Genomic DNA, 23,491 nt, shown 5'->3' on the forward strand with positions numbered 1-23,491 from the left:
TTCCCAATGAATGCTTACCGCCCTGCTTCAGGCAAGACCCTGGCAGGCCCCAATGACGTGGAGACGAAACGTGGACCCCAACCCCATGACAGCACCCAAGAAGATCATTCTTGACTGCGACCCCCGGCCATGACGACGCAGTGGCATTGCTTCTGGCCCACGGCAACCCGGACATCGAGCTCCTCGCAGTGACAACCGTCGTGGGCAACCAGACCCTCGAAAAAGTCACGCGCAACGCCCTCTCGGTAGCCACGATCGCTGGCATCACCGGCGTTCCCTTCGCAGCCGGCTGCGACCGTCCCCTTGTGCGCACCATCGAGACTGCCCCCACTATCCACGGAGACTCCGGCATGGACGGCCCGGAGCAGCCCGAGTCCGCCATCGAACTGGACCCGCGCCACGCCGTCGACCTCATCATTGAAACCGTCATGGCGCATGAGCCGGGCACCGTCACCCTGGTCCCCACCGCAGGGCTGACCAACATCGCCATGGCTGCCCGCAAGGAGCCACGCATCGTGGAGCGCGTCAAGGAAGTTGTCCTCATGGGCGGCGGCTACCACGTAGGCAACTGGAGCGCCGTGGCAGAGTTCAACATCATCATCGATCCCGAAGCTGCGCACATAGTGTTCAACGAAAAGTGGCCCGTGGTGATGGTCGGCCTGGACCTCACGCATCAGGCGCTGGCCACCGACGAAGTAGTGGAACGCATCGCAAAAATCGGCACCAACCCGGCCAAATTCGTGCTTGAACTGATGGAATTCTTCAAGAAGACCTACAAGGATGCGCAGGGCTTCGACTTCCCGCCGGTCCACGATCCGTGCGCCGTCGCCTACGTCATCGACCCCACCGTGATGACCACCCGCAAGGTCCCCGTCGACATCGAGCTGCAGGGCAAGCTCACCCTGGGCATGACCGTTGCGGACTTCCGCGCGCCCGCCCCGGAGGACTGCCACACGGCCGTGGCTGTTGACCTGGACCACAAGAAGTTCTGGGATTTGGTCACGGACGCGATCGAACGGATTGGCGAACCAACGCTCGACGACGGAGCTAACGCCACGGCTGCGGCGGACGTCACCGACGCTGCAGCGGCAGTGGCAGCAGAAGAGGCCAAGTAATGTCCATCCCCGCAGAAACCAAGTCCACGCGCGGCAATGTCACTGCCCTCATGGTCGCCCTGCTGGCAGCTTGCGTAGCCTTCCAGCTCAACGCCTCCATGCTCAGTCCCGCCTTGGTCACCATGGGCAATGAGCTCCAGACCGACCAAGCAACCATCGGCCTCTCCCAGACCTGGTTCTTCACGGCCCGCCGCACTGTTCTCCCTCTTCCTCCCCCGCCTCAGCGACATCGTGGGCCGCAAGAAGATCCTTGTGGGCATGATGCTCCTGATGGCAGTTGGTTCAGTCATCGCCGCACTCGCACCCGATGTCACGTGGCTCTTCGTAGGCCGCATCATCCAGGGTGTCAGCGGTCCCACCGTCCCGCTCTGCCTCATCATGCTCCGTTCCGCAGTGAGCAGCCCCCGCAAATACGGCACGCTCATGGGCCTCATCACCGCGGTGAACGGTGGGGTGGCCGGCGTCGACTCGTTCGTGGGCGGCTACTTCGCCGAGAACTTCGGATTCCGCAGCATCTTCTGGCTCATGGTGGCCCTGGCACTCGTGGCTACGGTTCTGATCGCTGTCCTGGCCGGTGAAAGCAAACCTGCTGCCGGAACCACCATGGACTGGCTGGGCGTCTTCTTCATCGTGATCGCCGTGGGCGCACTGTTGACGGCACTGAACGAAGGCTCCAAGCTGGCAGCGGCCTTCGACGCCGGCACCTTGACCCTCGCAGTCGCCCTCATCCTGGTTGCCGCCGTCGCGTTCTTCGCCTTCTGGACTGTTGAAAAGCGCGCCAAGCAGCCCATGGTCGAAACCGTGCACCTGCGGCAGCGTTCCACGTGGGCTCCGCTTTTGACCACCACACTGACCATGACCGGTATCTTCGCCGTCATTAATGGGATCGTCCCTGCCTTCGTTCAGGCGGCCGAACCCGGCTTCGGCGTCGGTCCCACCGAGATGTCACTCATGATCCTCACGCCGTACGCACTGCTGGGTTGGCTCTTCGGCCCGATCAGCGGCAGGCTCGCCCCGGTCCTCGGCTACACGAAGGTCCTTCGCATCGGCCTGGTGGGCAGCCTCGTAGCCTTGGCGATCATCGCGCTCTTCGGCCTGAACAACCTGCCGATGATGATCGTGGGCACGGCCTTGCTGGGCATCATGTACGCCGGTACCGTCAACATCATGCTGAACGGACTCGGTGTGGTCCTCTCGCCCCTAGGCAATCCGGGCTTCCTTCCCGGAATGAACGCGGGCGCCTTCAACCTCGGCGCCGGCCTGAGCTTCCTGGTCCTGCCCGCGGTCCTCGTTGCAACGTCGGCACTGGGCGACGCAAAGGCGTCGTACCTCACCGTTGTGGTGGTGGGTCTCGCCATCACCCTCGCCGCCTTCGGAGCCTCACTGCTGATCCCCAAACCGGTTGATGCCGAAGTCACCGAAGGTGCGGACAACGAGACATCCGAGAAAGAGGTCACCGCATGAGCACAGAAGCCAAAGCACCCACGGCGGGGATCGTCGTCGTCGGCTCCCTGAACGCCGATTTGACGATCTACTGCGACCGCCTCCCGAAGCCCGGCGAGACGGTCCACGGCAATGGTTTCGCCGTAAATCCCGGTGGCAAGAGTGCCAACCAGGCGGTGGCGGCCAGCAAGCTCGGTGCCCAGGTCAGCCTGGTGGGCGCAGTGGGCGATGACGCCAACGGCACCATGCTCCTGGAGTCGACCGCCAACGCCGGCGTGGACGTTACCCGCGTCCGACGTTCAGATGCCGCGACGGGCGTCGCGGTCATCTCGGTGGATGCCGGCGGCGAGAACAGCATCATCATCTCGGCCGGGGCAAACGGGACTCTAACCCCGGCGGACGTGCGCGCGGCAGCGGACACCTTCAACAATGCTGCGGTGGTCTGCCTCTGCCTTGAAGTCGCGATCGATACTGTGATCGCCGCTGCACAAGCAGGGCACGACGCCGGCGCTACCGTCTTGTTGAACCTCTCGCCTTACGCGGAGGTGCCGGAGGTCCTGGCCGAGTTGAGCGACGTACTGCTGGTCAATGCGCACGAGGCCTCACTGTTCCTTGGTGGCGAAGCCGACGTTCCTGCCGCCGACGCGGAGGCCGAAGCGTGGGAGCCGGTACGTAGCCAGTTTGCTGACCGGGGTTTGCAGCGCGTGCTGGTAACGCTGGGCGCCCACGGGTCTGTTGTGCTGGATTCTTTGGCCCGGGGTACCCAGGACCAGATCACGCGCATTCCCCCTACCCGCGTTTCGGCCGTCGACACCACGGGTGCCGGTGATGCTTTTACGGGGGCGGTCGCTGCACGCCTGGCTGCCGGAGACTCCCTCGCCGACGCCGCCGGGTTCGCCTCAGTGGCTGCCGCGTTGGCCGCCACGAAGAAGGGCACCCAGGCCGCCTATCCCAGCATCGCGGATGTGGAGCGCTTGCGGAGCGTTTAGTCCAAGCGTCCCAGGTGGGTTAGCGGGACTTGCGGGCTGCGCGTTGGGCCGAGCGCTCCACTGCCTTGCGGGTGAGGGCGCCGTGGCCAGCCATGAGCTTGGGGACCACAACGTAGACCGCGGCCGGGACCACAAGCGCCGTCAGCAGGAGTGCCCGAAGGATAGGGTGCCACGGCTCCATGATTGGCCCGAGCAACAGCATGCCGATGGATACCAAGGGGAAGATCGCGAGCCAGGTGATCAGTGCCCTCACGTGGACGGAGGGAACTTTCGGGCGAGCCGGGACTGCGGGTGACGAGGACTGAACGGCGTTTACCGGCGTTGTTTGAGTGGTCATGGCATTCTCCAACCAGATAGTTGCATTTAGCTTGGTCCCACCATAACCGCACTCGGGAGCAAATACAACTAGTTAGTTGGGAAATGGTAATCTGTAGTTATGGCATGGGACACAGAACGCACCAAGTCACTCCTGCTCGAGGCGGCGACGTCCGAGTTTTGCGCGCGCGGACTTGCCGGGGCCCGGATTGACCGCATCGCGGCTGAGGCGGGTGTCAACAAGGAACGTATCTACCAGTACTTCGGCAACAAGAACGGCCTTTTTGACGCGGTTATCGTCGCGGCGCTCAGCTCCCTCATGGACGAAGTACCCATTCATGGAAAGGGTCCGGAGGCCATGGCTGACTACGCTGGCCGGCTCTTTGACCACCACCAAAAAGATGCGACCGCGCCGCGCCTCCTCTTCTGGGAAGGCCTGGAACGCGGCGCTGAAGTTGTGGGCCTGCCCAAACGGATGGCCAACTGTGCGTCCAAGGTCAACAGCACCATTGCAGCCCTTCCTGGAATCTCAAGGGAAGACGCCGGCGATCTCCTCATCACCATCGTGAGTCTTTGCGATGCCGCGCCCGTGCTGCCTGCACTCGATGGGCTCATGGCCGGGAACGACCCCGGCCGCCTCGAAAGGCGACGCGCCGCCGTCGTGCGTACCGTCTACCTGACTGCCTCCGCGCTGGCTGCGGAAGCGGCACCTGCCGGGTCGTCGGCCACAGAAATTGCGCCAGCCTCAGTGGCCCAGTAGCCGCCCCTCATACACCCTGTGACAGCTTTGACAGGAAAAGTGACTTCGTTGTGAAGTGGCCCCTAGCCAAGAAGGGGTGCCATCAACCATGCTTGCTGCATGTACTCAACGACGAGCCCATACCGCATCATCACGGTCTGCACTGGAAACATCTGCCGCTCGCCCATGGCAGCGCTCATGCTTACCGAAGCCTTCGAAGCGGAAGGGCTCGGCAAGCTGGTCGTAGTGGACTCAGCAGGCACCACCGGGTACGAGGTGGGGCACCCGATCGATCCCCGGGCGGCCCGCAAACTGACCGCCCACCACATCGCTTCCGAGGATCACGTCGCACGCCAGTGGCGGCAGGAGTGGTTCGCTGAGCGGGATCTCATCCTGGCGCTGGACGTCGATCATTTCGGCTGGCTCCAGGAGGGCGCGCCGGATCGCGAATCGCTGGCCAAAGTCCGGATGCTGCGCAGCTTCGATCCCATGATGGCTGGGCGCAGTTCCCTGGATTTGGGCATCGAGGATCCCTGGTACGGCGGCCACACCGACTTCGACAACACCTGGACCCTCATCAAAGCCGCCATTCCAGGCATTGTGCGCCACGTGGGCGCTGCCCTTGCGGAAGACCCAAGGAGTAGCGCCAGCGACGTCCGGGACGGAGCCACCGAGCACCAGCAGGTAACCTCTATGTCATGACCCCTGCACCCGTGATCATCGCCGTCGACGGGCGGTCCGGCGCGGGCAAGACCACGCTGGCCGTCGAGCTGGCGGCCCGCCTTCGGGAGCACCACAAGGTTTCCCTTTTCCATCTGGAAGACATCTATCCCGGCTGGAACGGCCTTGCCACAGGCATCGAACGATACATCGCAACGGTCCTGACGCCCTTGAGCCAAGGCGAGGCAGCAGAGTGGGTCAGCTGGGATTGGGAAAAGCATTACGACGGCGCGCTGCACGTAACACTGCCAGCCGAAATCGTGATCGTCGAGGGTGTCGGGGCTGCAGCAATCGCCGCGCGCCCCATGCTGGACGCGATCGTCTGGGTCGAATCCCCCGGTGACGACCGCCGTCGCCGGGCTTTGGCCCGTGACGGAGATACCTACGAACCCTACTGGGACACCTGGGCCGCGCAGGAAGACCTTTGGCTCGAAGCTGACCCTGTCATCGGCGCAGCAGACATCCGTGTGCAAAACCTCGCGGATGGCAACGCCCCGGACGACGTCCTGCAGGCCATGCGGTACCTGCCGTCGCTGGCAGCGATCCTCTCGCCGGAACTCAGCGCGCGCCGCGGCCTGCAGCTCCGGTCCGAAAAGATCAGCGCCGCTCCTCACGCCGAGGCGCTCTTCCAGAACCTCTACGGTTCCTCGGCCAACGCTGTCTGGTTGGATTCCTCCAACGCATCCGCGGTTTCAGGGACGTCCCAGGCCGCTGCCCGAAGCCGCTTCAGCATTCTGGCGGACGACGGCGGCACGTTCGGACAGTCCGTCCAGCACCGTCAGGGAACCACCCAGGTAACGGCCGGAACAGCCACCGTGGAAACCGCCGGACCCTTCTTCCGCTGGCTCGATTCCGTATGGGGACGCCGGGCCGTGCGCGCACCCCGCGGCTACGATGGCCAGTTCACGCTCGGCTGGTTGGGTTATCTGGGCTACGAGCTCAAGCGGGAAACCGGGGGGAACGACGTCCAGGCCGGGACTCCCGACGCCGCCCTGCTCTTCGCTGGACGGGCGGTGGTGCTGGATCATCGCGAGCACACTGTGTGGCTGCTCGCCTTGGACGCGCCCGACGCCGATGACTGGTTCCGCGAGGCTCGAACCGCCGTCGGGGCTGCTTCAGCCGCCCCTGTTTCCGCCGTCGGGCCGGCTTCCGAGGTGGCTCCGGAATTCACTTGCCGTGACAGCGCGACGGACTACAAGCGCAAAATCGCCGACGCCCAGCATGAAATAAGCGAAGGCAACTCATACGAGGTCTGCCTGACCACCATGCTTGAAGCCCCTGCCGGCGGGCTTGATCCGTGGGAGAGCTACCGGGCATTGCGTCGCCGCAATCCGGCACCCTTCGCCAGTTACCTTCGGTTCGGCGAGCTGGTTGTCGCGAGCACTTCGCCCGAACGCTTCCTGCGGATTCTCTCCGACGGCGGCATGCGGGCCGAGCCGATCAAAGGCACGCGTGGGCGTTCCGCCGACCCCACGGAGGACGCCGAACTGCGCCGCGACCTGGAGACGTCGCTGAAGGACCGCGCCGAAAACATCATGATCGTGGACCTGCTGCGAAATGACCTGAGCCATTTCGCCATTCCGGGCTCGGTGACGGTCAGCCGCTTGTGCGCGATCGAAAGCTACGCCACGGTGCATCAAATGGTGAGCACCGTGGACGCGCACCTCCGCCCTGGCGCTCCGCGGGCAGAGGCGGTGGCTGCGGCCTTCCCTGCCGGTTCAATGACCGGGGCGCCGAAAATCAGCACCATGGACATTCTTGACCAGCTTGAGGCGGGCCCCCGCGGTATCTATTCGGGAGCAATCGGCTACTTCTCGCTGAATGCTGCCACGGACCTCGCCGTCGTGATCCGAACCCTGGTTGTTAACCCTGACGACGACGGCGGGCGCGCGCTGAGCCTGGGCGTTGGCGGGGCAATCACCGCCGATTCGGTGGCCGACGACGAGTACGAAGAGATCCGGACCAAGGCGTTTGGCGTGTTGTCGACGCTCGGGGCCGACTTCCCCGGCTGAGGACTATTGGAGCGTCGCGGTCAATCTCGCGACGTTATCCACATACTTGGCCAAGGGGGGTCTGTCCATCCAGTCGTCCAACGTAAGCTCACGGGATACCTCGCGATACGTGGACTCCACGGCCCGCATGAGGTTCACGGTTTCGGCGCCCAGCAGCATCACCGAAACTTCCATGTTCAGGGAGAAGGAGCGCATGTCCATATTGCTGGAACCGAGAACCGCAACTTCGTCGTCGATCGTGAAGTGCTTGGCGTGGAGTACGTACGGCGCCCGGTACAGGTAGATGCGGACACCCGCTTCCAACAGTGCTTCGTAGTAGGAGCGTTGGGCGTGGTGGACCAGGAATTGGTCACCCTTTTCCGAGACAAAGAGCTCCACATCCACGCCGCGCTGGGCAGCTGTAGTGATCGCATAGAGCAGGGAGTCATCAGGCACGAAGTATGGGCTGCAGATGGAGATCCTGTGCTGCGCCGAGTAGATCAGCGTATTGAACAGGCGCAGGTTGTTCTCGGTGGCGAACCCTGGACCACTGGGGACCACCTGGGCCGTGACCTGTCCCGGGGAGGGCTGGGCGGGAAGGCGAAGCTGGCTCTCGAGTGATTCGTCGGTTTCGCTGAGCCAGTCGGTCGCGAAAACTACGTTGAGGGTGGCCACAATCGGCCCTTCAAGCCGGGCCATGAGTTCAACCCATTGACGGCCCGCACGGCGATGCTTGGGATTGTTATAGGAGGGCTCGATCAGGTTCTGGGAGCCGGTGAAGGCCAGCGTCCCGTCAATGACCAGGATCTTGCGGTGGTTCCTGAGATCAGGGCGGCGCCACTGGCCGTGGATGGGCAGCAGTGGCAACATCCGCTTCCACTGGATCTTGCCTGCCTTGAGCCGGCGGACCAAGCGGCGGTAGCCCTTGATGCGCAGCGTTCCGATGTGGTCAAAGAGCAGCCTGACGGTGACACCCCGCTCGGCGGCCTTCTCCAGTTCAGTGAGCAATTCATCCGTTACGAAGTCGCTGCTCATGATGTAGAACTCTGCGTTGACGTAGTCCGTAGCACCCCGCACTGCTTCGGCCATGGCTTTAATGGACTCCTGGTAGCCAGGAATGAGCTCCACCTTGTTGCCATCAACCATGGGCAGCGAGCCAAGGCGATGGTTCAACTCACCCGCCGACTTCACCCACTCCGGGCCAGGATAGGTGCTGACGGGGTCGGCCAGGTCGGAGGTTACAGCGCGAACACGATGGTTCACTTGTTCCTGCTGCTCACGCCGGCGCTTGGACAAACGGAAATTGCCAAAAAGCAGGAAGAGCACGAACCCAACGGTGGGGACGAGGAAAACAGCCAGAAGCCAGGCCATGGCCGTTGTGGGGCGACGGTTTCCGGGAATGATGCCCAGCAGCACGATGCGCATGATGACTTCCGCAATGGCCCAAGCACCTAAAAGCCAGGTCCATTCCGGGCCAATCGGAAAAGGAAAAAGCACTCCACAACCCCCACGGTCCAAGAACTAACGGTGACCACAGCCTATCCGCCCGCCGTGCAGGAGGGCCGCACCGGGGTGCCGCACTAAGCTGGGAACATGACTTCTCCTGCCCCCACGGTTCTCGTTTTCCTGGACCCGGCCCTTCGAAAACGGCCGCATTGCCGATTCCAGCCAGCCCCAGCTCATGGCCACGGACCTGGGCGCTACCCGTGGCGACGGCGTGTTCGAGTCCCTTCTGGCCGTGCAGGGCAGGGCGCGCAAAGTGCAGGCACACCTGAACCGGCTGGGCACTTCCGCAGCTGCCTTGGACTTGTTTATTCCGGAGCAGGACGTCTGGCGAAGGGCGATTGACACCGCGATCACGGAGTTCCGCACGGTGCACCCCGCGCCGACACCCGAAGAGGACGAAGTCGTCATCAAACTGATCGTGACCCGTGGCGTTGAAGGTGCGGCGAGCCCCACATGCTGGGTACAGGCCTCGCCCTCACCCGCAGGCAGCCGCCGGCAGCGCGAGACGGGCATCGACGTCGTCCTCCTGGACCGCGGCTTCGACACCGAAGCCGGCGAGCGCGCGCCGTGGCTGCTGCTGGGCGCCAAGACGCTCTCCTACGCCGTGAACATGGCTGCGCTGCGTTACGCCCACAAGCAGGGTGCCGATGACGCTATCTTCACCTCCACGGATGGCCGCGTCCTTGAGGGGCCGACGTCCACTGTGTTGCTCGCCCACCTCGAGACAGTGGACGACGGCGAGGGTTCCGTCAGGACTGTTCGTCGCCTCATCACGCCGCAACTGGATAGCGGCATTCTCCCCGGTACATCGCAGGGCGCGCTGTTCGCCGCCGCGAAGGCTGCCGGCTGGGAGCTCGGGTATGGGCCGCTGGTGCCGCAGGACCTGTTCGAGGCGGACGCCGTTTGGCTCATTTCGAGCATCCGCTTGATCGCGCCCGTGAATCACATCAACGGCCACGAGATCGGTACTCCCGCTGTCCGGAAGCAGCTCACTGCCGAACTGAATGAGCTGTTTGCCGGGATCGAGTAATTCCGGCCGGCCAGACTGAGGCCTACTCTGCTCCGCTTGGAACCTAGCAGATGACAAGTAGAGTAATTGCTCGCATGACTTATTGATAAGGAACTCTTGGTCTCAGCAGTGACCTTCACGGGGGTTCAATCGCGTTCCTTATCCTCCTTGAAATGGGCGTCCGTCATGTGATGAATCTTGTTCTCGTGTTAGTTGGATCACGTCCTCCCAACACCATTTGAGACTTTGCTGGCTAACTTCCCGGAGGGAATATGGGACACAGCTCCCCCACAACAGCCGAGGCATCGGCACCCGAGGCGCAGTCGGAGACTGGCGCCTCACAGGCAGGGCTTCGCCGATCCATGGAGGCCCGGCACCTGGTGATGATTGCCATGGGTGGCGTCATCGGCTCAGGCCTTTTCGTCAGCTCGGGTTACACCATTGCCACCGCGGGCCCTTTGGGCGCCGTTCTCGCGTTCCTTATCGGAGCCGTGGTGGTCTACCTGGTGATGGCATGCCTCGGGGAACTCGCCGTTGCGTTCCCCGTTTCAGGTGCCTTCCACATTTACGCTGCCAGGACCATCGGACCTGCCACCGGTTTCGCCACGGCCTGGCTCTACTGGCTTTGCTGGGCGGTGGCGTTGGGTTCCGAATTCACTGCCGCCGGCCTGCTCATGCAGCGCTGGTTCCCTGGCGTCGACGTCTGGATCTGGTGCTTCATATTCGCCAGCGTCCTGTTCACCCTCAATGCCATCTCATCGCGCGTCTTCGGTGAATCAGAGTTCTGGTTCGCGCTCATCAAGGTTGCCGCCGTCGTCGGCCTGATTGTCTTGGGCGGCGCCGCTTTGATGGGCTTCCACCCGCTCGCCGCAGGCGACTACCCGTCGCTCACGAGCAACTTCAGCACACCCGAGGGGCTGTTCCCCAACGGCTTCACGGGCGTCTTCGTCACCTGCCTGGCAGTCTTCTACGCCTTCTCAGGCTCCGAATTGATCGGTGTGGCCGCCGGCGAAACATCCAATCCCGGCGCCAACATCCCCAAGGCCATGCGGACCACCGTCATCCGTCTCATGATCTTCTTTGTCGGGGCGATCACCGTCATCGCAGCGACCATCCCCTACGAGAAGGTCAGCGTGGACGAAAGCCCGTTCGTCACCGTTTTCTCGATGCTCGGCATTCCGTTCGCTGCGGACATCATGAATTTCGTGATCATCACCGCCCTGTTGTCTGCTGGAAACTGCGGACTGTACTCCTGTGCCCGCATGCTCTTCTCGCTGGCCGACGAAGGACACGCCCCCAAGGCGTTCAGGAAGCTGACCAAGCGTGGCATCCCGATGATTGCCCTGTGCGTCAGCATGCTCGGTGGCCTTGCCTCGCTGATCAGCAGCATTGTGGCGCCGGCCACCGTGTACCTGGTTCTCGTCTCGATCGCCGGCTTTGCAACTGTGGGCGTGTGGATGTCCATCGTGGCCTCGCACTTCGTGTACCGGCGCACGTTTATCAGAAACGGCGGCGACCTCAGCACGCTCCCTTACAAGGCACCGTTCTTCCCTCTGGTTCCGATCCTTGCGTTCGCGCTGTGCGTTGTGTCCCTGATCGGCATTGCCTTTGACCCCAACCAGGTAGCGGCCCTGCTGTTCGGCATCCCGTTCGTAGGGGCTTGCTACGCGTTCTTCTACTTCAAATACGGACGACGCGCCAAGATTGCCGTGGGTTCCTGACCTTCTTTGGCGGCAGATCAGCCCCTGTGCAACCCATTCCGGCTGCGCAGGGGCTGATGTTGTTTGAAAGCAGGTCAGGACGCCAAACGGCCTCCCAAGTTCAGGACTTCGGCTTGGCCGTCCTGACGGGGTGCTCGCTCAGGATGGACAGGCGGTTGAAGGCGTTGATCCCAATCGCGGCCATGCAGAGAACACTGATTTGCTCGTCGTTGTAGTGTTCCCGGGGCCCGCTCGAAGAGTTCAGGGCTCGGCCGTGACGTGCTCATCCGGGTGATCTGCTCAGTGATTTCCATGGCCACCCGCTCAGCCGGTTCAAACAGCGCCACTTCCTTGTAGACAGCCACCAAGGACAAACGCTGTTCTGTTTCGCCGTACCCCAAGGCCCGGCGATGGTGCAGGTCCAGACAGAATGCGCAGCCGTTGATCTGCGACGCAAGGTAGTTCAGAAGTTCGATGGTCCGGCGTGGGACACCCGTGCGGTCGGCTTCTCCAACCACCTGTTGGGCATAGTGGCTCAGCGTTGCGTACAGCTCGGGCTGTTGCTTATCCAGATAGCCGGCGAGACGTGCTTTTGTTTCCTGTTCAGGCATGCTTGGAGCCTAGCGCAACTGGTATGGAGTGCCGGAGTGAGAGGCATCCACCCTCGGAGTAGCACCGGCTCGAAATCAAATAGAGATGGGCGGTGGAAGCCGCATTATCGACATTTTATGACCACTTCATCACAAGCTGGAAATGAGACTTGACTACTAATCGATGCAAATGGAGCACCCACCCAAGGACGCAAATAAATACGCTTCCACTTTCTATTGCGCCCTCATTCCAACAGTGGTTCACTGAGGCGCAGTGATCCCTGCTGGGGCGGGAGAACTCCCTCTCTGTCCGGCAGGACACACTGTTTTCACTACGCCGTGGGAACAGAATGTTGATGGAGGGCATCATTGTGAGTGCAGTTTCTTCGTCCCAAAATTTCAACCACGGGTTTCCTACGCCCGGCCCCCAGGATCCTTCCCCGCAGAAGGTCATGGACCACGTATTTTTCCTCAACCAGGAAGAATGGAAAGACGTCCGCGAAACGGAACAATTCGATCATATTGTCATCGGCAGCGGGTTCTGCGGGTACGCGTTCGCGGAGAGGACCCTGACCGTTAACCCCCAAGCCAGGATCCTGGTTATTGAGCGGGGTCCGTTCTTCCTGCCCCAGCATTTTCAGAACCTTCCGTTGCCCTATCGCGAGACCCTGGGCGGCCTTTCTGAAACATTCCCATGGACGCTGGCTGCCGCCACGGCCAACCAACCCGCCGGCAAGATCTCCTGGCAGCACGGAATGGTTCCGTTCTATGGTGGCCGCTCCATTATGTGGAGCGCTTGGTGTCCGCGACCTGAAGAGGACGAGATGCGCGGGTGGCCACGCGCAGTCATGGATGCCGCAAAAGCGCACTTCACCACCGCAGAGGATCTGCTGAATGTGGTCAGCGTCGACCAAATCGACGCCGGGGCGTCTGCCGACGTCGTGGATCTCATCAACAACACCCGGCCCGTCTACGGGATCATGCAGAAGGCACTTCAGGACCGGCTGGCGGCCGGCTTGCACAAGATTGACTCCGCCACCCGCTCCATGCCGGCACCATTGGCAGCAGCTTCGGGCGCGACCTCAGGCATTGACTTCGCCAAATTCTCAACGCCATCGGTGCTGCTTGAACTATCGGACAGGCAGCAACGGCTGGCGGCCGCAGGCAAGGGATCTCCACTCCGCATCGTTACGGACTGCACTGTCAACAGCATCATCCAGCAGGACGGCCGGGCCACAGCGCTCGATACCAGCCGCGGTGTGGTGAACATCGGAGACGCAAACCTGGTGCTTGCCATGGGCACGTTGCCACCTGCCACCCTGGTCCTCAATTCCTTCCCCGAAGTGCCTGGAGTTGGTGAGCAGTTCAGCGCCCACTTCATTACGTCCGTCGTTGCCAGGGTCCCCCGCAAGGACTTCGAGTTCTGCGAGGCCCTGGGCGAGTTGGAACTGGCCGCCATCTACATGGCAGGCATGAGTCCCGCGGGCATGCAGTACCACGTGCAGCTCTCAGTGCTCTCGGATCGGAGCCCGGACAAGAACGCCCAGAAGTCCGAGCGTTACGCACCTGACGTCGTTGCCACCGCCTCGCTGGCCCAATTGCAGTCCTCAGAGGACTACCTGGTGTTCGTGTGCGCGGTACTGGGCGAGCTGGACATCGATAACCCGGAAAACCACCTGCGCTATTCCGGTGGAGCGGACCCCACCAACAACGTGACTCTTCAGGTGCTGGCCAACTCCACGGACGATGCCACATGGGACACCATGGACGAGGGCACTTTCCAGATGTTGGAACGCGTCCTGTCACCTGACGGCGCGGATCATGTTGAGTATTGGCACGGCGATCCGGACACCGGAACCTGGGGATCGGACCGGCCCGGCATTCCCGAGCGCCGCGTCCCGGGACTCGTGCACGAGAGCTCCAGCCTTCCCATCGGCGAGGACGAGGACTCCACCGTCGGCACCGACTACCGCCTCAACGGCGTCGAAAATGTCTATGTCGCGGGCGGTTCGCTGTGGCCGACCGGCGGGTCCTGGAACCCAACCATGACCATGGTTGCGTTGACGCAGGACCTCGCCGAACGGTTGGAGGCCGACGGCGGCACGGGAGTTGCGCTGTGACCGCGGTTCCGGCCCTGGACCCGGCAGTCCTGCCCACCTTGCCGCCGATGACAGTTGCCGACGTCCTGGACAGGCAGGATGGCGTCTATTGGGTGGTCAAGGACGCGAATTCCGTTTTCCTGTGGGTGAACCAAAACTTCGCCGACCTCGTGGGGATGACCAAGAACCAGTTGATTGGGCATCAGGACTCGCGGGCAGCCCATGTTGCCCATGACAAGGAGGTGATGGCCAGCGGAAAACCCCTGCTCAATTTCCACGAAGTCATCGAGGTTCCGTTGAAGGATGGCGGGACGGTGAACGTGGACATCGTGACCCAGAAGGGGCTCCTCCGGTCGCTGGACACCGGGGCCATCATCGGGATCACTGTCTGTTTCTCACTCGCGGATCCCCCAAATGACTGACGTGGATCTGGCAGGCGGGAGCCCAGGCATCCACTTCGCCAGCCCGGACGCGGCCAGCCCCGACGCGAAGGAGTGGATCAAGCGGTTGGACATGACGCCGTCGGGCGTTGGCGGCTGGTTCGCGCCGGCAATGGTGAGCGACGAGCTAATCGCCGGGCGGGCATTGCCACCTCGCTTTGGCAGTGACCATCCGCTGTACAGCTCCAACTGGTATTTGTTGCAGGCGGGCGAAGTCCTCCAGCTGCACACTTTGAAGCAGGACGAGCTGTGGTTCTTCCATCTGGGCACACCCATCCGGCTGCACGTTTTTTCGCAGACAGAGGGGTACTCATCAACGGTCTTCGGTCCGGATCCGGAGGCTGGTGAGATTCTGCATGGCGCGGCGCCGCATTCCACGTGGTTCGGGGCTGAGTTGGCTGGGGACGGGTTTGTCCTGGTGAGCTGCAGCCTGTCCCCCGGCTATGAACCGAGCGATTCCGCGAAGCCCACGAGCGAAGATGTGGAGGCACTCGTGGCGCAGTTCCCTGGTCAGTCGGAGTTGATCAGGAGGCTCGCGGCCGGCTAACCGCCGCTGAAGGGTGCGCCCGTAAGAGGCGGGTGCACCCTCCAGCGGGGCGTGAAGTGAGAGAACATCCGCCCAAAAGCCGCTGGAAGTGAGAGAAGAACCGCCCAAAGACCGCTGGAAGTGAGAGAACATCCGCCCAAAAGCCGCTGGAAGTGAGAGAAGATCCGCCCAAAAGCCGTTGGAAGTGAGAGAGCAAGCTATTCGGTGGCGTCGCGGGCCAGGTGGATGCCGTTCTCTGCCAGCCACACCGGGTTGAAGGCCTTGCTGAGGTAGTTCGTTCCGGCGTCGGGCGCTATGGCAACAACCACCGAGCCGTGGGGTGCGGCGCGGGCCACGCGCAGGGCAGCAGCCACCGCGAGTCCGGACGATGGACCCAGCGCCAGCCCTTCTTCGTCAAGGAGGCGATGCACCGTGGAGTAGACCTCGTCGTTGGGGATGCGCAGGAAACGGTCAACAATGGAGCGGTCAAAGGCCTTGGGCCATTCAGCCTGTGGCCAGGAGTTACCCACGCCGTCCACCAGGATCTCCCCGGGATGGCCACCACTGTAGGCGGAGCCGTAGGGGTCTGCGCCTATCACTTCAACATGCCCGCCCGGCCGCGATGCTGCAACCTTCTCTTTCAGGAACCGGCCGTTGCCGCTAATGGTCCCGCCGGTTCCGATGCCGGCCACGAAATGCGTCACCAGGCCGTGGGTCTGCTCCCAAATCTCGGGCCCGGTAGTTTGGTAGTGCGCGGCAGGATTGGCAGGGTTGTCGAATTGCATGGGCCGCCACGCACCGGGCGTTTCGGCCGTGATCCGCGCTGCCACAGCGCGGGCGTTCTCCGGCGATTCGGAGGGCGCGCCCCAGTCTGTCAGCACCACGCGCGCACCATAGCTGTGGAGCGCGGCCAGCTTCTCCTGGGAGATGGTGTCGCCCGTAACCACCACCACGGGGTGCCCAGTCAGGCGCCCAATGAGCGCCAGCCCGATCCCGGTATTACCGGACGTGCTCTCCACAATGGTTGCGCCCGGCTGTAAGTCTCCTGAGCGCTCGGCCGCCCGGACCATGCTCAGCGCTGTACGGTCCTTTATGGATCCGCCCGGGTTCTCGGACTCAAGCTTGATGTGGATGGTGCTGCCCAATCCACGGCCCAGGGCTTCCAATTTGACCAGCGGAGTGTTGCCCACTTTATCCAGGACGGAGGCATCCAGGCCATCCGGCAGCCCTTCCGCCGCATGTGCGCCCTGTTTCCTGATTGCGGTACTCACGTGGTCCCCTCCCTTTGAGCCATAGGCGGCAATTCCAGCGCCACCACGTCACGCAATTCACGTCGGGCGCGCTCCACCAGGTCCGGAGCGGACGGCCGATCTGCCAGCACATCAGCCAGCCGGCCCGCGACGGCGCCGGCCCCCTTCCCAAGCGGTTGGGCGGCCCCCGCTTCGAACAACAGATACGACGCCGTCAGAGCCTCAATAGCAAGCAATTTCTCCAAGGGCCTCCAAGGACCTTTCAAGTTGCTGCAACGCCAGCGGCGCCAAAGTGGAGTGGTCCTCGACGTCGGCCGAGAGTGTGGGTGCCCCGAGCGTCGCCGGCGCTGCCAGGAACTTCAGTTCGGACAGCAGTCCTGCTGCGGAGTACCAGAGCAGCCCGGGCAACTCCTCCTGCACAAGCCCTGCGGCCGGTCCGGACCCGGAAACCGCATTCGACGACGACCCCTCCAGGTGCCTGGCGGCAGCCTCCAGATGCCTGGCCCGGATCACCCGTTGTGGCGGATACAGTTTGGCGATGCGCCGCTCGCTGGAGATCCCCACGTGCGCCAACGCAAGCCGCAGGCCCTCAAAGGAAAGAGCCAGCTGCATCGGTTGGAAGTTCCCTCCGGACACCATTTGCCCGCTTTCAATATCAACCAGGGGGTTGTCGCCACGCCCGTTGAGCTCCACGCTCAACGCAGCGCCGAGTTGTGAAACCAGGGAGCGAAAAGCGCCATGCGTCTGGGGCGCAGATCGGAATGACAAAGCGTCCTGGACCGAGACTTCGGGACGAACGTCCTCCAACCATCCGCCGCGCAAAAGGTAACGGACGGCGGCCGCCGAGTCCTTCTGTCCGTCCACCGCCTTGCCCGCTTGGATAGCCGGCGAAAACGGGCTGAGGTTCCCGCCGCCGTCGTACCTTGCAATGGCTTCAAGCGAGAGGGAAAGCGCGACGTCGGCGAGTTCCGCCAGCTGTTGCAGGCGCACCAAGGCGAGGGTGCCGGCCCCCACCGAGTAGGCGTTTGCGCTGACCAGGGCCAGGGCCTCACCGGGCGCGAGCCGCAGCGGCTGAAGACCGGCGTCGGCGAGCGCTTTCGCCCCGGGTACCAGGGTGCCGTTCGCGTCGATCGCTTCACCTTCACCGATGGCGACGGCGGCGACGGCGGCCAGCTGGGTGAGGTCCGAGGAGCCGACTGAGCCTTCGCGCGGGATGGCGGGAAGAACCCCACGGTTGAGCAGTTCCGCATAGAACCGGGCTGTCTCCGGCCGCACGCCGGAGCCGCCGCGGCTGAAGCCGATGAGCCGGGCGAGGATCACAGCGCGGGCGGAGGGCCGGTCCAGATGCGCGCCCACGCCGCTGTTGTGGTATCTGACTACTTGGATTTGATAGGCAAGAACCGATTTCTCCTCCACGGCCGTATCCCGTCCGGATCCGAGGAGGGTGTTCAGGCCGTAGATTCTCTGCCCTGAGGTCGCAGCGCGCTCCAGCACTTCGCGTGAGCGGCCGATCAAAGACAACGCATCATGGTTGAGTTTCACGTGAAACGCCGGATCCAAGGCAGCCTGCGCTACGCGCTCAGGGTCCACCGGCGATGTGCCGATCAAGAGGGTCCGGGGCTCGGAGGACATCGTCAGAAGTCCAGAAGATTCTGGCGGAAGCCACCGTCGCCGTAACTCTTCCTCAACAGGCCACGGCGGCGCAGTTCGGGAGTGAGCTTGTCCAAGACGCCGTGTACGGTGACGGGGTCCACGAAGCCGGAGAAGAGGAAGCCGTCGCCACCCACAGCCTCGCCGGTCCCCTCGAGATAGTCCGCGATTTCACCAACCGTGCCGATGATCGAATCGCCGGCGCCACCGCTGCGTGCCTGAAGGATCTGGCGCAGGGTAGACCCCGGAGGCGCCGCCTTGGCGAAGTGCTCCAAGGTGCCTTGGTTGCTGTTGGTGCTCAATTCGGGCAACGGCGCATCAAGGTCGAATTGCTTGAAGTCGATCACGGACAGGTAGGAGATCGAATTGAGCTGGCTGTCGATATCACGCTGGGTAAGCTCCCGGCGCTGGGCACGCAACTCCCCGGCCTCGGCCGATGAACCTACGACGGTGGGCTTCAGCACGAAAAGTACCTTGACGTCGTCGGGGTTCCTGCCCGCCTTGGCAGCCTCGGCACGGATGGAATCCCGGTAGGCCTTCATGCCGTCAACGCCACGGGCCAAGGCGATCGCCACGTCTGCATGCCCACCCGCGAACGCTTTGCCGCGGGGAGAAGCGCCGGGCCTGCACCAGTACGGGCTCCTCCGGCAGAGGTGCGGTGTTGAGGGGACCGCGGACCTTGAAGAAGTCACCCTGGTGGTTAATGGGGTGCACTTTGGTGTGGTCGGCGAATACGCCGGCCTCAACGTCCTCAAGGATGGCGTCCGGTTCCCAGCTCCGCCAAAGCCTCCGGACGACGTCGACGAATTCCTCCGCCTTCTCATACCGAAGGTCGTGTTCAATCTGCTGGTCCAAACCGTAATTCTGCGCGGCGAGGTCACTGCCGGAGGTTACGACGTTCCATCCCAACTGCCCCTCGGAGAAGTGCTGCAGCGTGGCCAGGAGGCGGGCCGCAGTGAAAGGCGGATAGAACGATGCGCTGACCGTCGGGACGATTCCAAGGTGCTCGGTTGCGGACAGGAGGTACGGCACCAGGGCCAAGGGATCATGTTTGGGCGCAAAGGAGGCGTGTGCCAGCGAGACCTCGGCAGTGCCGCCATAGGTATCGGGAACAGTAAGGGAGTCCTCGATGATGAAGAGGTCAAGGCCGGATTGCTCAAACGCGCGGACGGCGTCTTGATACAGGGCAGGCTTCTTCCAGTCGTAGCCCAGGCTGTAGCCGGGAGTTCCCCATCCCTGGACACCAAAACCGTGCCCCACGAACCATCCAAAATGCAGCATGGGCTTGAGTGTAGAGCTGCCTTGTCCGTTCACCGCGACCTGATTTCTTGCGAAGTTACAGGGGGTCGTACTGCGTCAATTATGCTCCCGGGGCGTCACATTTGGGCTGCTACTCCAGCACCGGCCGGTTACGCAACATGACGACCGCGTAACCGCTTGCAAGTGCGGGCCGCCGCCGCGGGATGTTACGTTTTTCTTGAGTAATGAGCACCAGCGCCAAGCCCTGACTTGCTGGTCGGCAACCCTCTCTCCGGCGGGGTGCCTCAGGTGACTACTCGGCGTATCGACACTTCGAACTGCAAGCGTGACTGAGGAGCACCAGCCAATGCCTGAACCCACTGAAGAAAAACTCTCCTACCGCCTGATTACAGGTCCGGATACCCGTGAATTCTGCGAGCGGATCACCACGGCCCTCGCCGACGGCTACGTGCTCCACGGCAGCCCGGCAGCCACGTTCAATGGCACGGATGTCATCGTGGCGCAGGCGGTCGTCCTGCCCGCTGCCATCGCCAACGCAGACGCCGCCGTCGCGAATGCTGTTGACCAGTTGGAGAACGACGACGACGAAGAAGCATTCGAGGGACACGCATGAGTTACGCAGGTGACCTGACCCCGCAGGACGCGTGGGCCAAGCTTGAAGAAGGCGCAATCCTGGTAGACGTCCGCACCGAGGCCGAGTGGGCCCACATCGGCATCCCGGACACCAAAGCCACAGAGAATGATCCCTTGTTCATTCAGTGGAACCTCGCCGGTGGCATTCCCAACTCCCGCTTCATCGAGGACCTGCAGCAGCAGGCACCCGAGGGTGAGGGCGTGGAACTCGTTTTCATCTGCCGCTCAGGCCAGCGCTCCATCTCGGCCGCCATCGCCGCGACGCAGGCCGGGTTCACCGCCTACAACGTGCTTGAGGGCTTCGAAGGTGACCCTGACCGTTACGGCGAACGGACCATCAACGGCTGGAAGAACCGCGGCCTGCCAACCAACCTGGGGAACGACTAAGTGACTTTCAATCCCGATGCCGCCAGCTGGAGCCCTGACACCCAGGCAGTACGCGGCGGCCTTGACCGTACCAACTTCCAGGAGACGTCCGAACCCGTTTTCCTGAACTCCGGCTTCGTCTACGAATCCGCTGCCGCCGCCGAACGCGCCTTCACCGGCGAGGACGAACGCTTCGTTTACTCCCGCTACGGCAACCCGTCCGTGGCCACGTTCCAGGAACGGTTGCGGTTGCTCGAAGGAACCGAGGCATGCTTCGCGACGGCGTCCGGCATGTCCGCGGTGTTCACCGCCTTGGGTGCCCTCCTGGCTGCCGGTGATCGCGTGGTTGCCGCCCGTTCCCTGTTCGGCTCGTGCTTCGTGATCCTCAACGAGATCCTGCCGCGCTGGGGCGTAGAGACCGTGTTTGTCGACGGTCCCGACCTCGACCAGTGGCGGGCTGCCCTCTCCGAACCGACCACTGCCGTGTTCTTCGAGTCGCCCTCGAACCCCATGCAGGAAATCGTGGACGTCGCCGCCGTCAGCGAGCTGGCGCATGCTGCGGGAGCGACCGTCGTCGTCGACAACGTCTTTGCCACTCCCTTGCTCCAGCGTTGCGGTGACCTGGGCGCGGACGTCATTGTGTACTCCGGAACCAAGCACATCGATGGCCAAGGGCGTGTCCTCGGCGGCGCAATCCTGGGCACCAAGGAATTCATCGACGGCCCGGTCAAGCAGTTGATGCGGCACACCGGACCTTCACTCTCCGCCTTCAATGCCTGGGTGTTGACCAAGGGCCTGGAGACGATCGGCCTGAGGGTGAACCACAGCTCGGCTTCTGCTTTGAAAATCGCGGAATGGCTCGAGCAGCAGCCTGCCATCAGCTGGGTCAAGTACCCCTTGCTGAAATCGCACCCTCAGTACGAGCTGGCGGCCAAGCAAATGAAGGCCGGCGGTACCGTGCTGACCTTCGAGTTGCTGCCCTCCTCCGGGCGTTCGGCCAAGGATGCCGCGTTTGCATTGCTGGACGGTCTGCGCGTCATCGACATCTCCAACAACCTGGGCGACTCCAAGTCCCTCATCACGCACCCGGCCACCACCACCCACCGGGCCATGGGGCCCGAAGGGCGTGCGGCCATTGGGCTGAGCGACGGCGTGGTCCGTTTGTCCGTTGGCCTGGAAGACGTGGACGATCTCATTTTGGATCTGGAGAAGGCCCTCAAACAGGTCTAACCTTGCTGCCATGAGCGGGAACCACCCCCGTCGCCGTGCCGGAGCAGTCATCGTTGCCGGTACGGCGGTGTGGTTTGCAGGGATCTCGCCTGTATCGCGTGTCTACATCACCCCTGATGCCGCTGAACGTCTTCGTATGCTTGAGGCCGGCCAGCGTGGCTGGGTGATCGGTCAGCACCTCGCTGCTGCTGGAACAGTCGCGGTGCCGGTGGGATACGCAGCCTTTGCCCGTCGTCTTCCGCGCGGACAGGCGAAGCGTTGGGCTGTTGCAGCCGCGGCAGCTTTACTGGCAGGTGCTCCGCTCTTTGTCTCCAGTTTGTCCCGCCGGGCCGCGGATCTGGAACGCTTTGCCTACGGCCGTGGATCGAATGCGCCCTTCCTTGCCTATTCCGGGCTCCACGTCCTTGCCCTGGCTGCGCTCGGTGGAAGCCTTCTTTCCTTGCCCACCAAACGGTGGATCGGAGTCACGGCCGCAGCCAGCGCGCCCATCTACGGCGCCATCCTTGTGGCGAAGAAGGACATCCCGCCGTTCGTGTTCTACCTCGTCGAGGGCTTGGCGGGGGCTTACCTGATGACGTGGGACGGGACTGACTCCGCAGTAGCCTAAGGCCTGCGGACCCTCGTCAGGATGGGCGCCGTCAGGTTGGGGGCCGGGTCCTTACGTGCATCTGCGGCAGCACCACGAATCGTCGCCTTCACCGCATGCCCAACCACCGCCCCCAAGGCCTCCCTGCTCGGCGGACTCCCTGGCGGATTCCGGGCGTCATGCTGCCGGTTGTTGAAACGCTCTGCTGCTTCGCGTTGCTCCCGGGCCCCGTTCCCGCGCTCAAGAACGTCCGCGATTCCGGCCTTCACCAACTCCAGTTCACCTTGGTCATCCAGGACCGGGCTCAGGTAATCCACCAAAGCCCAGACCACGTCCGCTGCCGGCTGGGGACGGAAGTCGCCAAAGTCCAGGAGGTCTCCCCGAAGTCCGGAATTGCTCGCTTGCCAACTCGCCATCCGGAGCAGGGCAGTCGGAACCGAGGCGGGCTCAACGCCGTCGAGCATTTCCAGGGAAGCAGTCTCAACCAATGCCCTCACAAGCACCGCAATCAAGGCTGCGTCCTCCGAACGGAGGCAGACGTCAGCCACCCTGACTTCCACAGTGGGATGGTTGCGGGAGATGCGGGCGTCGAAGTAGATCATGCCCTCATCAAGGAGAACCCCCGTGTCCAGGAGGCGTTGAACCATGCGCCGGTAGGCAGTCAACGAGCCAAAAACGGCAGAAGGCCCGGACGTTGGCCATCGGTTCCAGGCCTGGATCCGATAGCTCTCGAAACCCGTGGGCAACCCACGCCAGTACGGGGAATTGGCACTGATGGCCGTCAACACGGCAAGTTTGTCGCGGATGTGGTCGAGGACCACCACGCCCTCTTCAGGGGACTCCACTGCGGTGTGCACATGGAAACCGCAGGTCAGTTGCTCGTGGGCCGTCAACCCGAAGCGCTCAAGCATCACGGCGAAGCGGGGATCCGGGGTGGTATGGGTGTTCTTGGCCAGGGGCGAGGTAGCAATCGCGGCCACCCGGGCGTTGTGCTTCCTGGCGGCGTCATCGGCCATGGCACGTCCACGCCGGATCTGCTGGAGGAGCTCGGTGTAGGTATGGCACGGCCGGGTCTGGGTTTCGATCTGCTCCAGCTTCAGTTCGTGGCTGAGCCCCATCCCGGTTTCAGGCGCCGCTTCCGGCCCTGCGAGCAGAGCATCCGCGAGGGCCAGGGGCTCGCCCGTCACAGGATCGACGATGAGTAGCTCTTCCTCCACCCCGAAAGTCCGCATGGCACCAGTGTGCATCATGCGGCATCCGGGTTACAGCAACGCGGGGTCGCTTACGGCCCATGTCAGGGCCCTAAATGGGCTCTAAGTGACCCCGCGTTGCAG

The 23,491-nt window shown here is 63.1% G+C and carries 21 protein-coding genes, 3 pseudogenes and 1 riboswitch; of the genes and pseudogenes, 15 read left to right on the forward strand and 9 right to left on the reverse strand.

What is annotated here, in order from left to right:
* Positions 1-52 precede the first annotated feature (52 nt).
* From uriH to LDP01_RS11585, 3 genes and pseudogenes are all read left to right on the forward strand, one after another.
* Positions 53-1,115 (forward strand): annotated as a pseudogene (gene uriH / locus LDP01_RS11575) (uridine-preferring nucleoside hydrolase UriH).
* A pseudogene (gene uriT / locus LDP01_RS11580) lies at positions 1,115-2,579 on the forward strand (uridine transporter UriT). The pseudogenes uriH and uriT overlap by 1 nt, the downstream one beginning before the upstream one ends.
* Complete coding sequence (locus LDP01_RS11585) at positions 2,576-3,547, forward strand: ribokinase (protein ID WP_224089280.1); 972 nt, start codon at positions 2,576-2,578, stop codon at positions 3,545-3,547. The pseudogene uriT and the gene LDP01_RS11585 overlap by 4 nt, the downstream one beginning before the upstream one ends.
* A gap of 19 nt (positions 3,548-3,566) precedes the next feature.
* Here the strand turns inward: LDP01_RS11585 and LDP01_RS11590 are convergent, their stop codons facing one another.
* Positions 3,567-3,884 (reverse strand): putative antibiotic biosynthesis monooxygenase, encoded by a 318-nt coding sequence (locus LDP01_RS11590; protein WP_224089282.1) that lies wholly within the window; start codon positions 3,882-3,884, stop codon positions 3,567-3,569.
* Positions 3,885-3,983: 99 nt separating this feature from the next.
* Here LDP01_RS11590 and LDP01_RS11595 point away from each other — a divergent pair, with 99 nt between their 5' ends.
* From LDP01_RS11595 to pabB, 3 genes are all read left to right on the forward strand, one after another.
* On the forward strand, positions 3,984-4,622 hold the full coding sequence (locus LDP01_RS11595) for a TetR/AcrR family transcriptional regulator (RefSeq protein WP_224089284.1): 639 nt from the start codon (positions 3,984-3,986) through the stop codon (positions 4,620-4,622).
* Positions 4,623-4,721: 99 nt separating this feature from the next.
* Positions 4,722-5,303, forward strand: coding sequence for a low molecular weight protein-tyrosine-phosphatase (locus tag LDP01_RS11600; protein ID WP_224089286.1), 582 nt, complete (start codon positions 4,722-4,724; stop codon positions 5,301-5,303).
* Complete coding sequence (gene pabB / locus LDP01_RS11605) at positions 5,300-7,333, forward strand: aminodeoxychorismate synthase component I (protein WP_224089289.1); 2,034 nt, start codon at positions 5,300-5,302, stop codon at positions 7,331-7,333. The genes LDP01_RS11600 and pabB overlap by 4 nt, the downstream gene beginning before the upstream one ends.
* 3 nt (positions 7,334-7,336) lie before the next feature.
* Here the strand turns inward: pabB and cls are convergent, their stop codons facing one another.
* On the reverse strand, positions 7,337-8,809 hold the full coding sequence (gene cls / locus LDP01_RS11610; protein ID WP_224089291.1) for a cardiolipin synthase: 1,473 nt from the start codon (positions 8,807-8,809) through the stop codon (positions 7,337-7,339).
* Between the two features lie 96 nt (positions 8,810-8,905).
* Between cls and LDP01_RS11615 the strand changes: the two are divergent.
* Positions 8,906-9,848 (forward strand): annotated as a pseudogene (locus tag LDP01_RS11615) (aminodeoxychorismate lyase).
* A 251-nt stretch (positions 9,849-10,099) separates the two neighbouring features.
* Complete coding sequence (locus tag LDP01_RS11620; protein WP_224089293.1) at positions 10,100-11,548, forward strand: amino acid permease; 1,449 nt, start codon at positions 10,100-10,102, stop codon at positions 11,546-11,548.
* Between the two features lie 74 nt (positions 11,549-11,622).
* Here LDP01_RS11620 and LDP01_RS11625 read toward each other — a convergent pair whose 3' ends face one another.
* The gene (locus LDP01_RS11625; RefSeq protein WP_224089295.1) at positions 11,623-12,138 is read right to left on the reverse strand and encodes a carboxymuconolactone decarboxylase family protein; all 516 of its coding nucleotides are present in this window, start codon (positions 12,136-12,138) and stop codon (positions 11,623-11,625) included.
* A 431-nt stretch (positions 12,139-12,569) separates the two neighbouring features.
* On the opposite strand from LDP01_RS11625, the gene LDP01_RS11630 reads away from it, so the two are divergent.
* The 3 genes from LDP01_RS11630 to LDP01_RS11640 are packed head-to-tail and all read left to right on the forward strand — an operon-like array spanning position 12,570 to position 15,203.
* Complete coding sequence (locus LDP01_RS11630; RefSeq protein WP_224089297.1) at positions 12,570-14,237, forward strand: GMC oxidoreductase; 1,668 nt, start codon at positions 12,570-12,572, stop codon at positions 14,235-14,237.
* Positions 14,234-14,638: a PAS domain-containing protein gene (locus LDP01_RS11635; protein WP_224089299.1), complete on the forward strand. Its 405-nt coding sequence runs from the start codon at positions 14,234-14,236 to the stop codon at positions 14,636-14,638. The genes LDP01_RS11630 and LDP01_RS11635 overlap by 4 nt, the downstream gene beginning before the upstream one ends.
* On the forward strand, positions 14,631-15,203 hold the full coding sequence (locus LDP01_RS11640; RefSeq protein WP_224089301.1) for a cupin domain-containing protein: 573 nt from the start codon (positions 14,631-14,633) through the stop codon (positions 15,201-15,203). The genes LDP01_RS11635 and LDP01_RS11640 overlap by 8 nt, the downstream gene beginning before the upstream one ends.
* Positions 15,204-15,400: 197 nt before the next feature.
* On the opposite strand, the gene LDP01_RS11645 is transcribed toward LDP01_RS11640, so the two are convergent.
* Genes LDP01_RS11645 through LDP01_RS23430 form a run of 5 tightly spaced genes read right to left on the reverse strand, consistent with a single transcriptional unit; the run spans position 15,401 to position 19,363 of the window.
* Positions 15,401-16,453, reverse strand: coding sequence for a PLP-dependent cysteine synthase family protein (locus LDP01_RS11645; protein WP_224089303.1), 1,053 nt, complete (start codon positions 16,451-16,453; stop codon positions 15,401-15,403).
* Entirely contained in the window at positions 16,450-16,677 is a 228-nt protein-coding gene (locus LDP01_RS11650) for a hypothetical protein (RefSeq protein ID WP_224089306.1), read from the reverse strand. The genes LDP01_RS11645 and LDP01_RS11650 overlap by 4 nt, the downstream gene beginning before the upstream one ends.
* Positions 16,655-18,064, reverse strand: a complete 1,410-nt coding sequence (locus tag LDP01_RS11655; protein WP_224089309.1) for an aromatic amino acid ammonia-lyase — start codon at positions 18,062-18,064, stop codon at positions 16,655-16,657. Before LDP01_RS11655 ends, LDP01_RS11650 begins: the two co-directional genes overlap by 23 nt.
* A gap of 2 nt (positions 18,065-18,066) precedes the next feature.
* On the reverse strand, positions 18,067-18,657 hold the full coding sequence (locus tag LDP01_RS23425) for an LLM class oxidoreductase (RefSeq protein ID WP_263433711.1): 591 nt from the start codon (positions 18,655-18,657) through the stop codon (positions 18,067-18,069).
* Positions 18,629-19,363: an LLM class flavin-dependent oxidoreductase gene (locus LDP01_RS23430; protein ID WP_263433712.1), complete on the reverse strand. Its 735-nt coding sequence runs from the start codon at positions 19,361-19,363 to the stop codon at positions 18,629-18,631. Before LDP01_RS23430 ends, LDP01_RS23425 begins: the two co-directional genes overlap by 29 nt.
* 199 nt (positions 19,364-19,562) lie before the next feature.
* Positions 19,563-19,674, forward strand: a riboswitch (SAM riboswitch).
* Between the two features lie 14 nt (positions 19,675-19,688).
* On the opposite strand from LDP01_RS23430, the gene LDP01_RS11665 reads away from it, so the two are divergent.
* Genes LDP01_RS11665 through LDP01_RS11680 form a run of 4 tightly spaced genes read left to right on the forward strand, consistent with a single transcriptional unit; the run spans position 19,689 to position 22,178 of the window.
* On the forward strand, positions 19,689-19,955 hold the full coding sequence (locus LDP01_RS11665; RefSeq protein WP_216926788.1) for a DUF1737 domain-containing protein: 267 nt from the start codon (positions 19,689-19,691) through the stop codon (positions 19,953-19,955).
* The gene (locus tag LDP01_RS11670; protein WP_216926789.1) at positions 19,952-20,362 is read left to right on the forward strand and encodes a rhodanese-like domain-containing protein; all 411 of its coding nucleotides are present in this window, start codon (positions 19,952-19,954) and stop codon (positions 20,360-20,362) included. Before LDP01_RS11665 ends, LDP01_RS11670 begins: the two co-directional genes overlap by 4 nt.
* On the forward strand, positions 20,363-21,571 hold the full coding sequence (locus LDP01_RS11675) for an O-succinylhomoserine sulfhydrylase (RefSeq protein WP_224089312.1): 1,209 nt from the start codon (positions 20,363-20,365) through the stop codon (positions 21,569-21,571).
* 10 nt (positions 21,572-21,581) lie between these two features.
* Positions 21,582-22,178, forward strand: coding sequence for a hypothetical protein (locus LDP01_RS11680; protein WP_224089315.1), 597 nt, complete (start codon positions 21,582-21,584; stop codon positions 22,176-22,178).
* On the opposite strand, the gene LDP01_RS11685 is transcribed toward LDP01_RS11680, so the two are convergent.
* Positions 22,175-23,389, reverse strand: coding sequence for a glutamate--cysteine ligase 2 (locus LDP01_RS11685; protein ID WP_224089317.1), 1,215 nt, complete (start codon positions 23,387-23,389; stop codon positions 22,175-22,177). The genes LDP01_RS11680 and LDP01_RS11685 overlap by 4 nt on opposite strands.
* Positions 23,390-23,491: the final 102 nt, after the last annotated feature.

The organism is Arthrobacter sp. StoSoilB13, from assembly GCF_019977255.1.
Taxonomy (GTDB): Bacteria; Actinomycetota; Actinomycetes; order Actinomycetales; family Micrococcaceae; genus Arthrobacter.

What these genes read in the sequence shown, in the direction of transcription:
- LDP01_RS11630 (WP_224089297.1), top strand. Translation starts at nt 12,570, where the DNA reads ATGGACCACGTATTTTTCCTCAACCAGGAAGAATGGAAAGACGTCCGC.
- LDP01_RS11670 (WP_216926789.1), top strand. Translation starts at nt 19,952, where the DNA reads ATGAGTTACGCAGGTGACCTGACCCCGCAGGACGCGTGGGCCAAGCTT.
- LDP01_RS11665 (WP_216926788.1), top strand. Translation starts at nt 19,689, where the DNA reads ATGCCTGAACCCACTGAAGAAAAACTCTCCTACCGCCTGATTACAGGT.
- LDP01_RS11685 (WP_224089317.1), bottom strand. Translation starts at nt 23,389, where the DNA reads ATGCGGACTTTCGGGGTGGAGGAAGAGCTACTCATCGTCGATCCTGTG.
- LDP01_RS23430 (WP_263433712.1), bottom strand. Translation starts at nt 19,363, where the DNA reads ATGCTGCATTTTGGATGGTTCGTGGGGCACGGTTTTGGTGTCCAGGGA.
- LDP01_RS11655 (WP_224089309.1), bottom strand. Translation starts at nt 18,064, where the DNA reads ATGTCCTCCGAGCCCCGGACCCTCTTGATCGGCACATCGCCGGTGGAC.
- LDP01_RS11590 (WP_224089282.1), bottom strand. Translation starts at nt 3,884, where the DNA reads ATGACCACTCAAACAACGCCGGTAAACGCCGTTCAGTCCTCGTCACCC.
- LDP01_RS11595 (WP_224089284.1), top strand. Translation starts at nt 3,984, where the DNA reads ATGGCATGGGACACAGAACGCACCAAGTCACTCCTGCTCGAGGCGGCG.
- LDP01_RS11620 (WP_224089293.1), top strand. Translation starts at nt 10,100, where the DNA reads ATGGGACACAGCTCCCCCACAACAGCCGAGGCATCGGCACCCGAGGCG.
- LDP01_RS11625 (WP_224089295.1), bottom strand. Translation starts at nt 12,138, where the DNA reads ATGCCTGAACAGGAAACAAAAGCACGTCTCGCCGGCTATCTGGATAAG.
- LDP01_RS11585 (WP_224089280.1), top strand. Translation starts at nt 2,576, where the DNA reads ATGAGCACAGAAGCCAAAGCACCCACGGCGGGGATCGTCGTCGTCGGC.
- LDP01_RS11680 (WP_224089315.1), top strand. Translation starts at nt 21,582, where the DNA reads ATGAGCGGGAACCACCCCCGTCGCCGTGCCGGAGCAGTCATCGTTGCC.
- LDP01_RS11640 (WP_224089301.1), top strand. Translation starts at nt 14,631, where the DNA reads ATGACTGACGTGGATCTGGCAGGCGGGAGCCCAGGCATCCACTTCGCC.
- LDP01_RS11600 (WP_224089286.1), top strand. Translation starts at nt 4,722, where the DNA reads ATGTACTCAACGACGAGCCCATACCGCATCATCACGGTCTGCACTGGA.
- pabB (WP_224089289.1), top strand. Translation starts at nt 5,300, where the DNA reads ATGACCCCTGCACCCGTGATCATCGCCGTCGACGGGCGGTCCGGCGCG.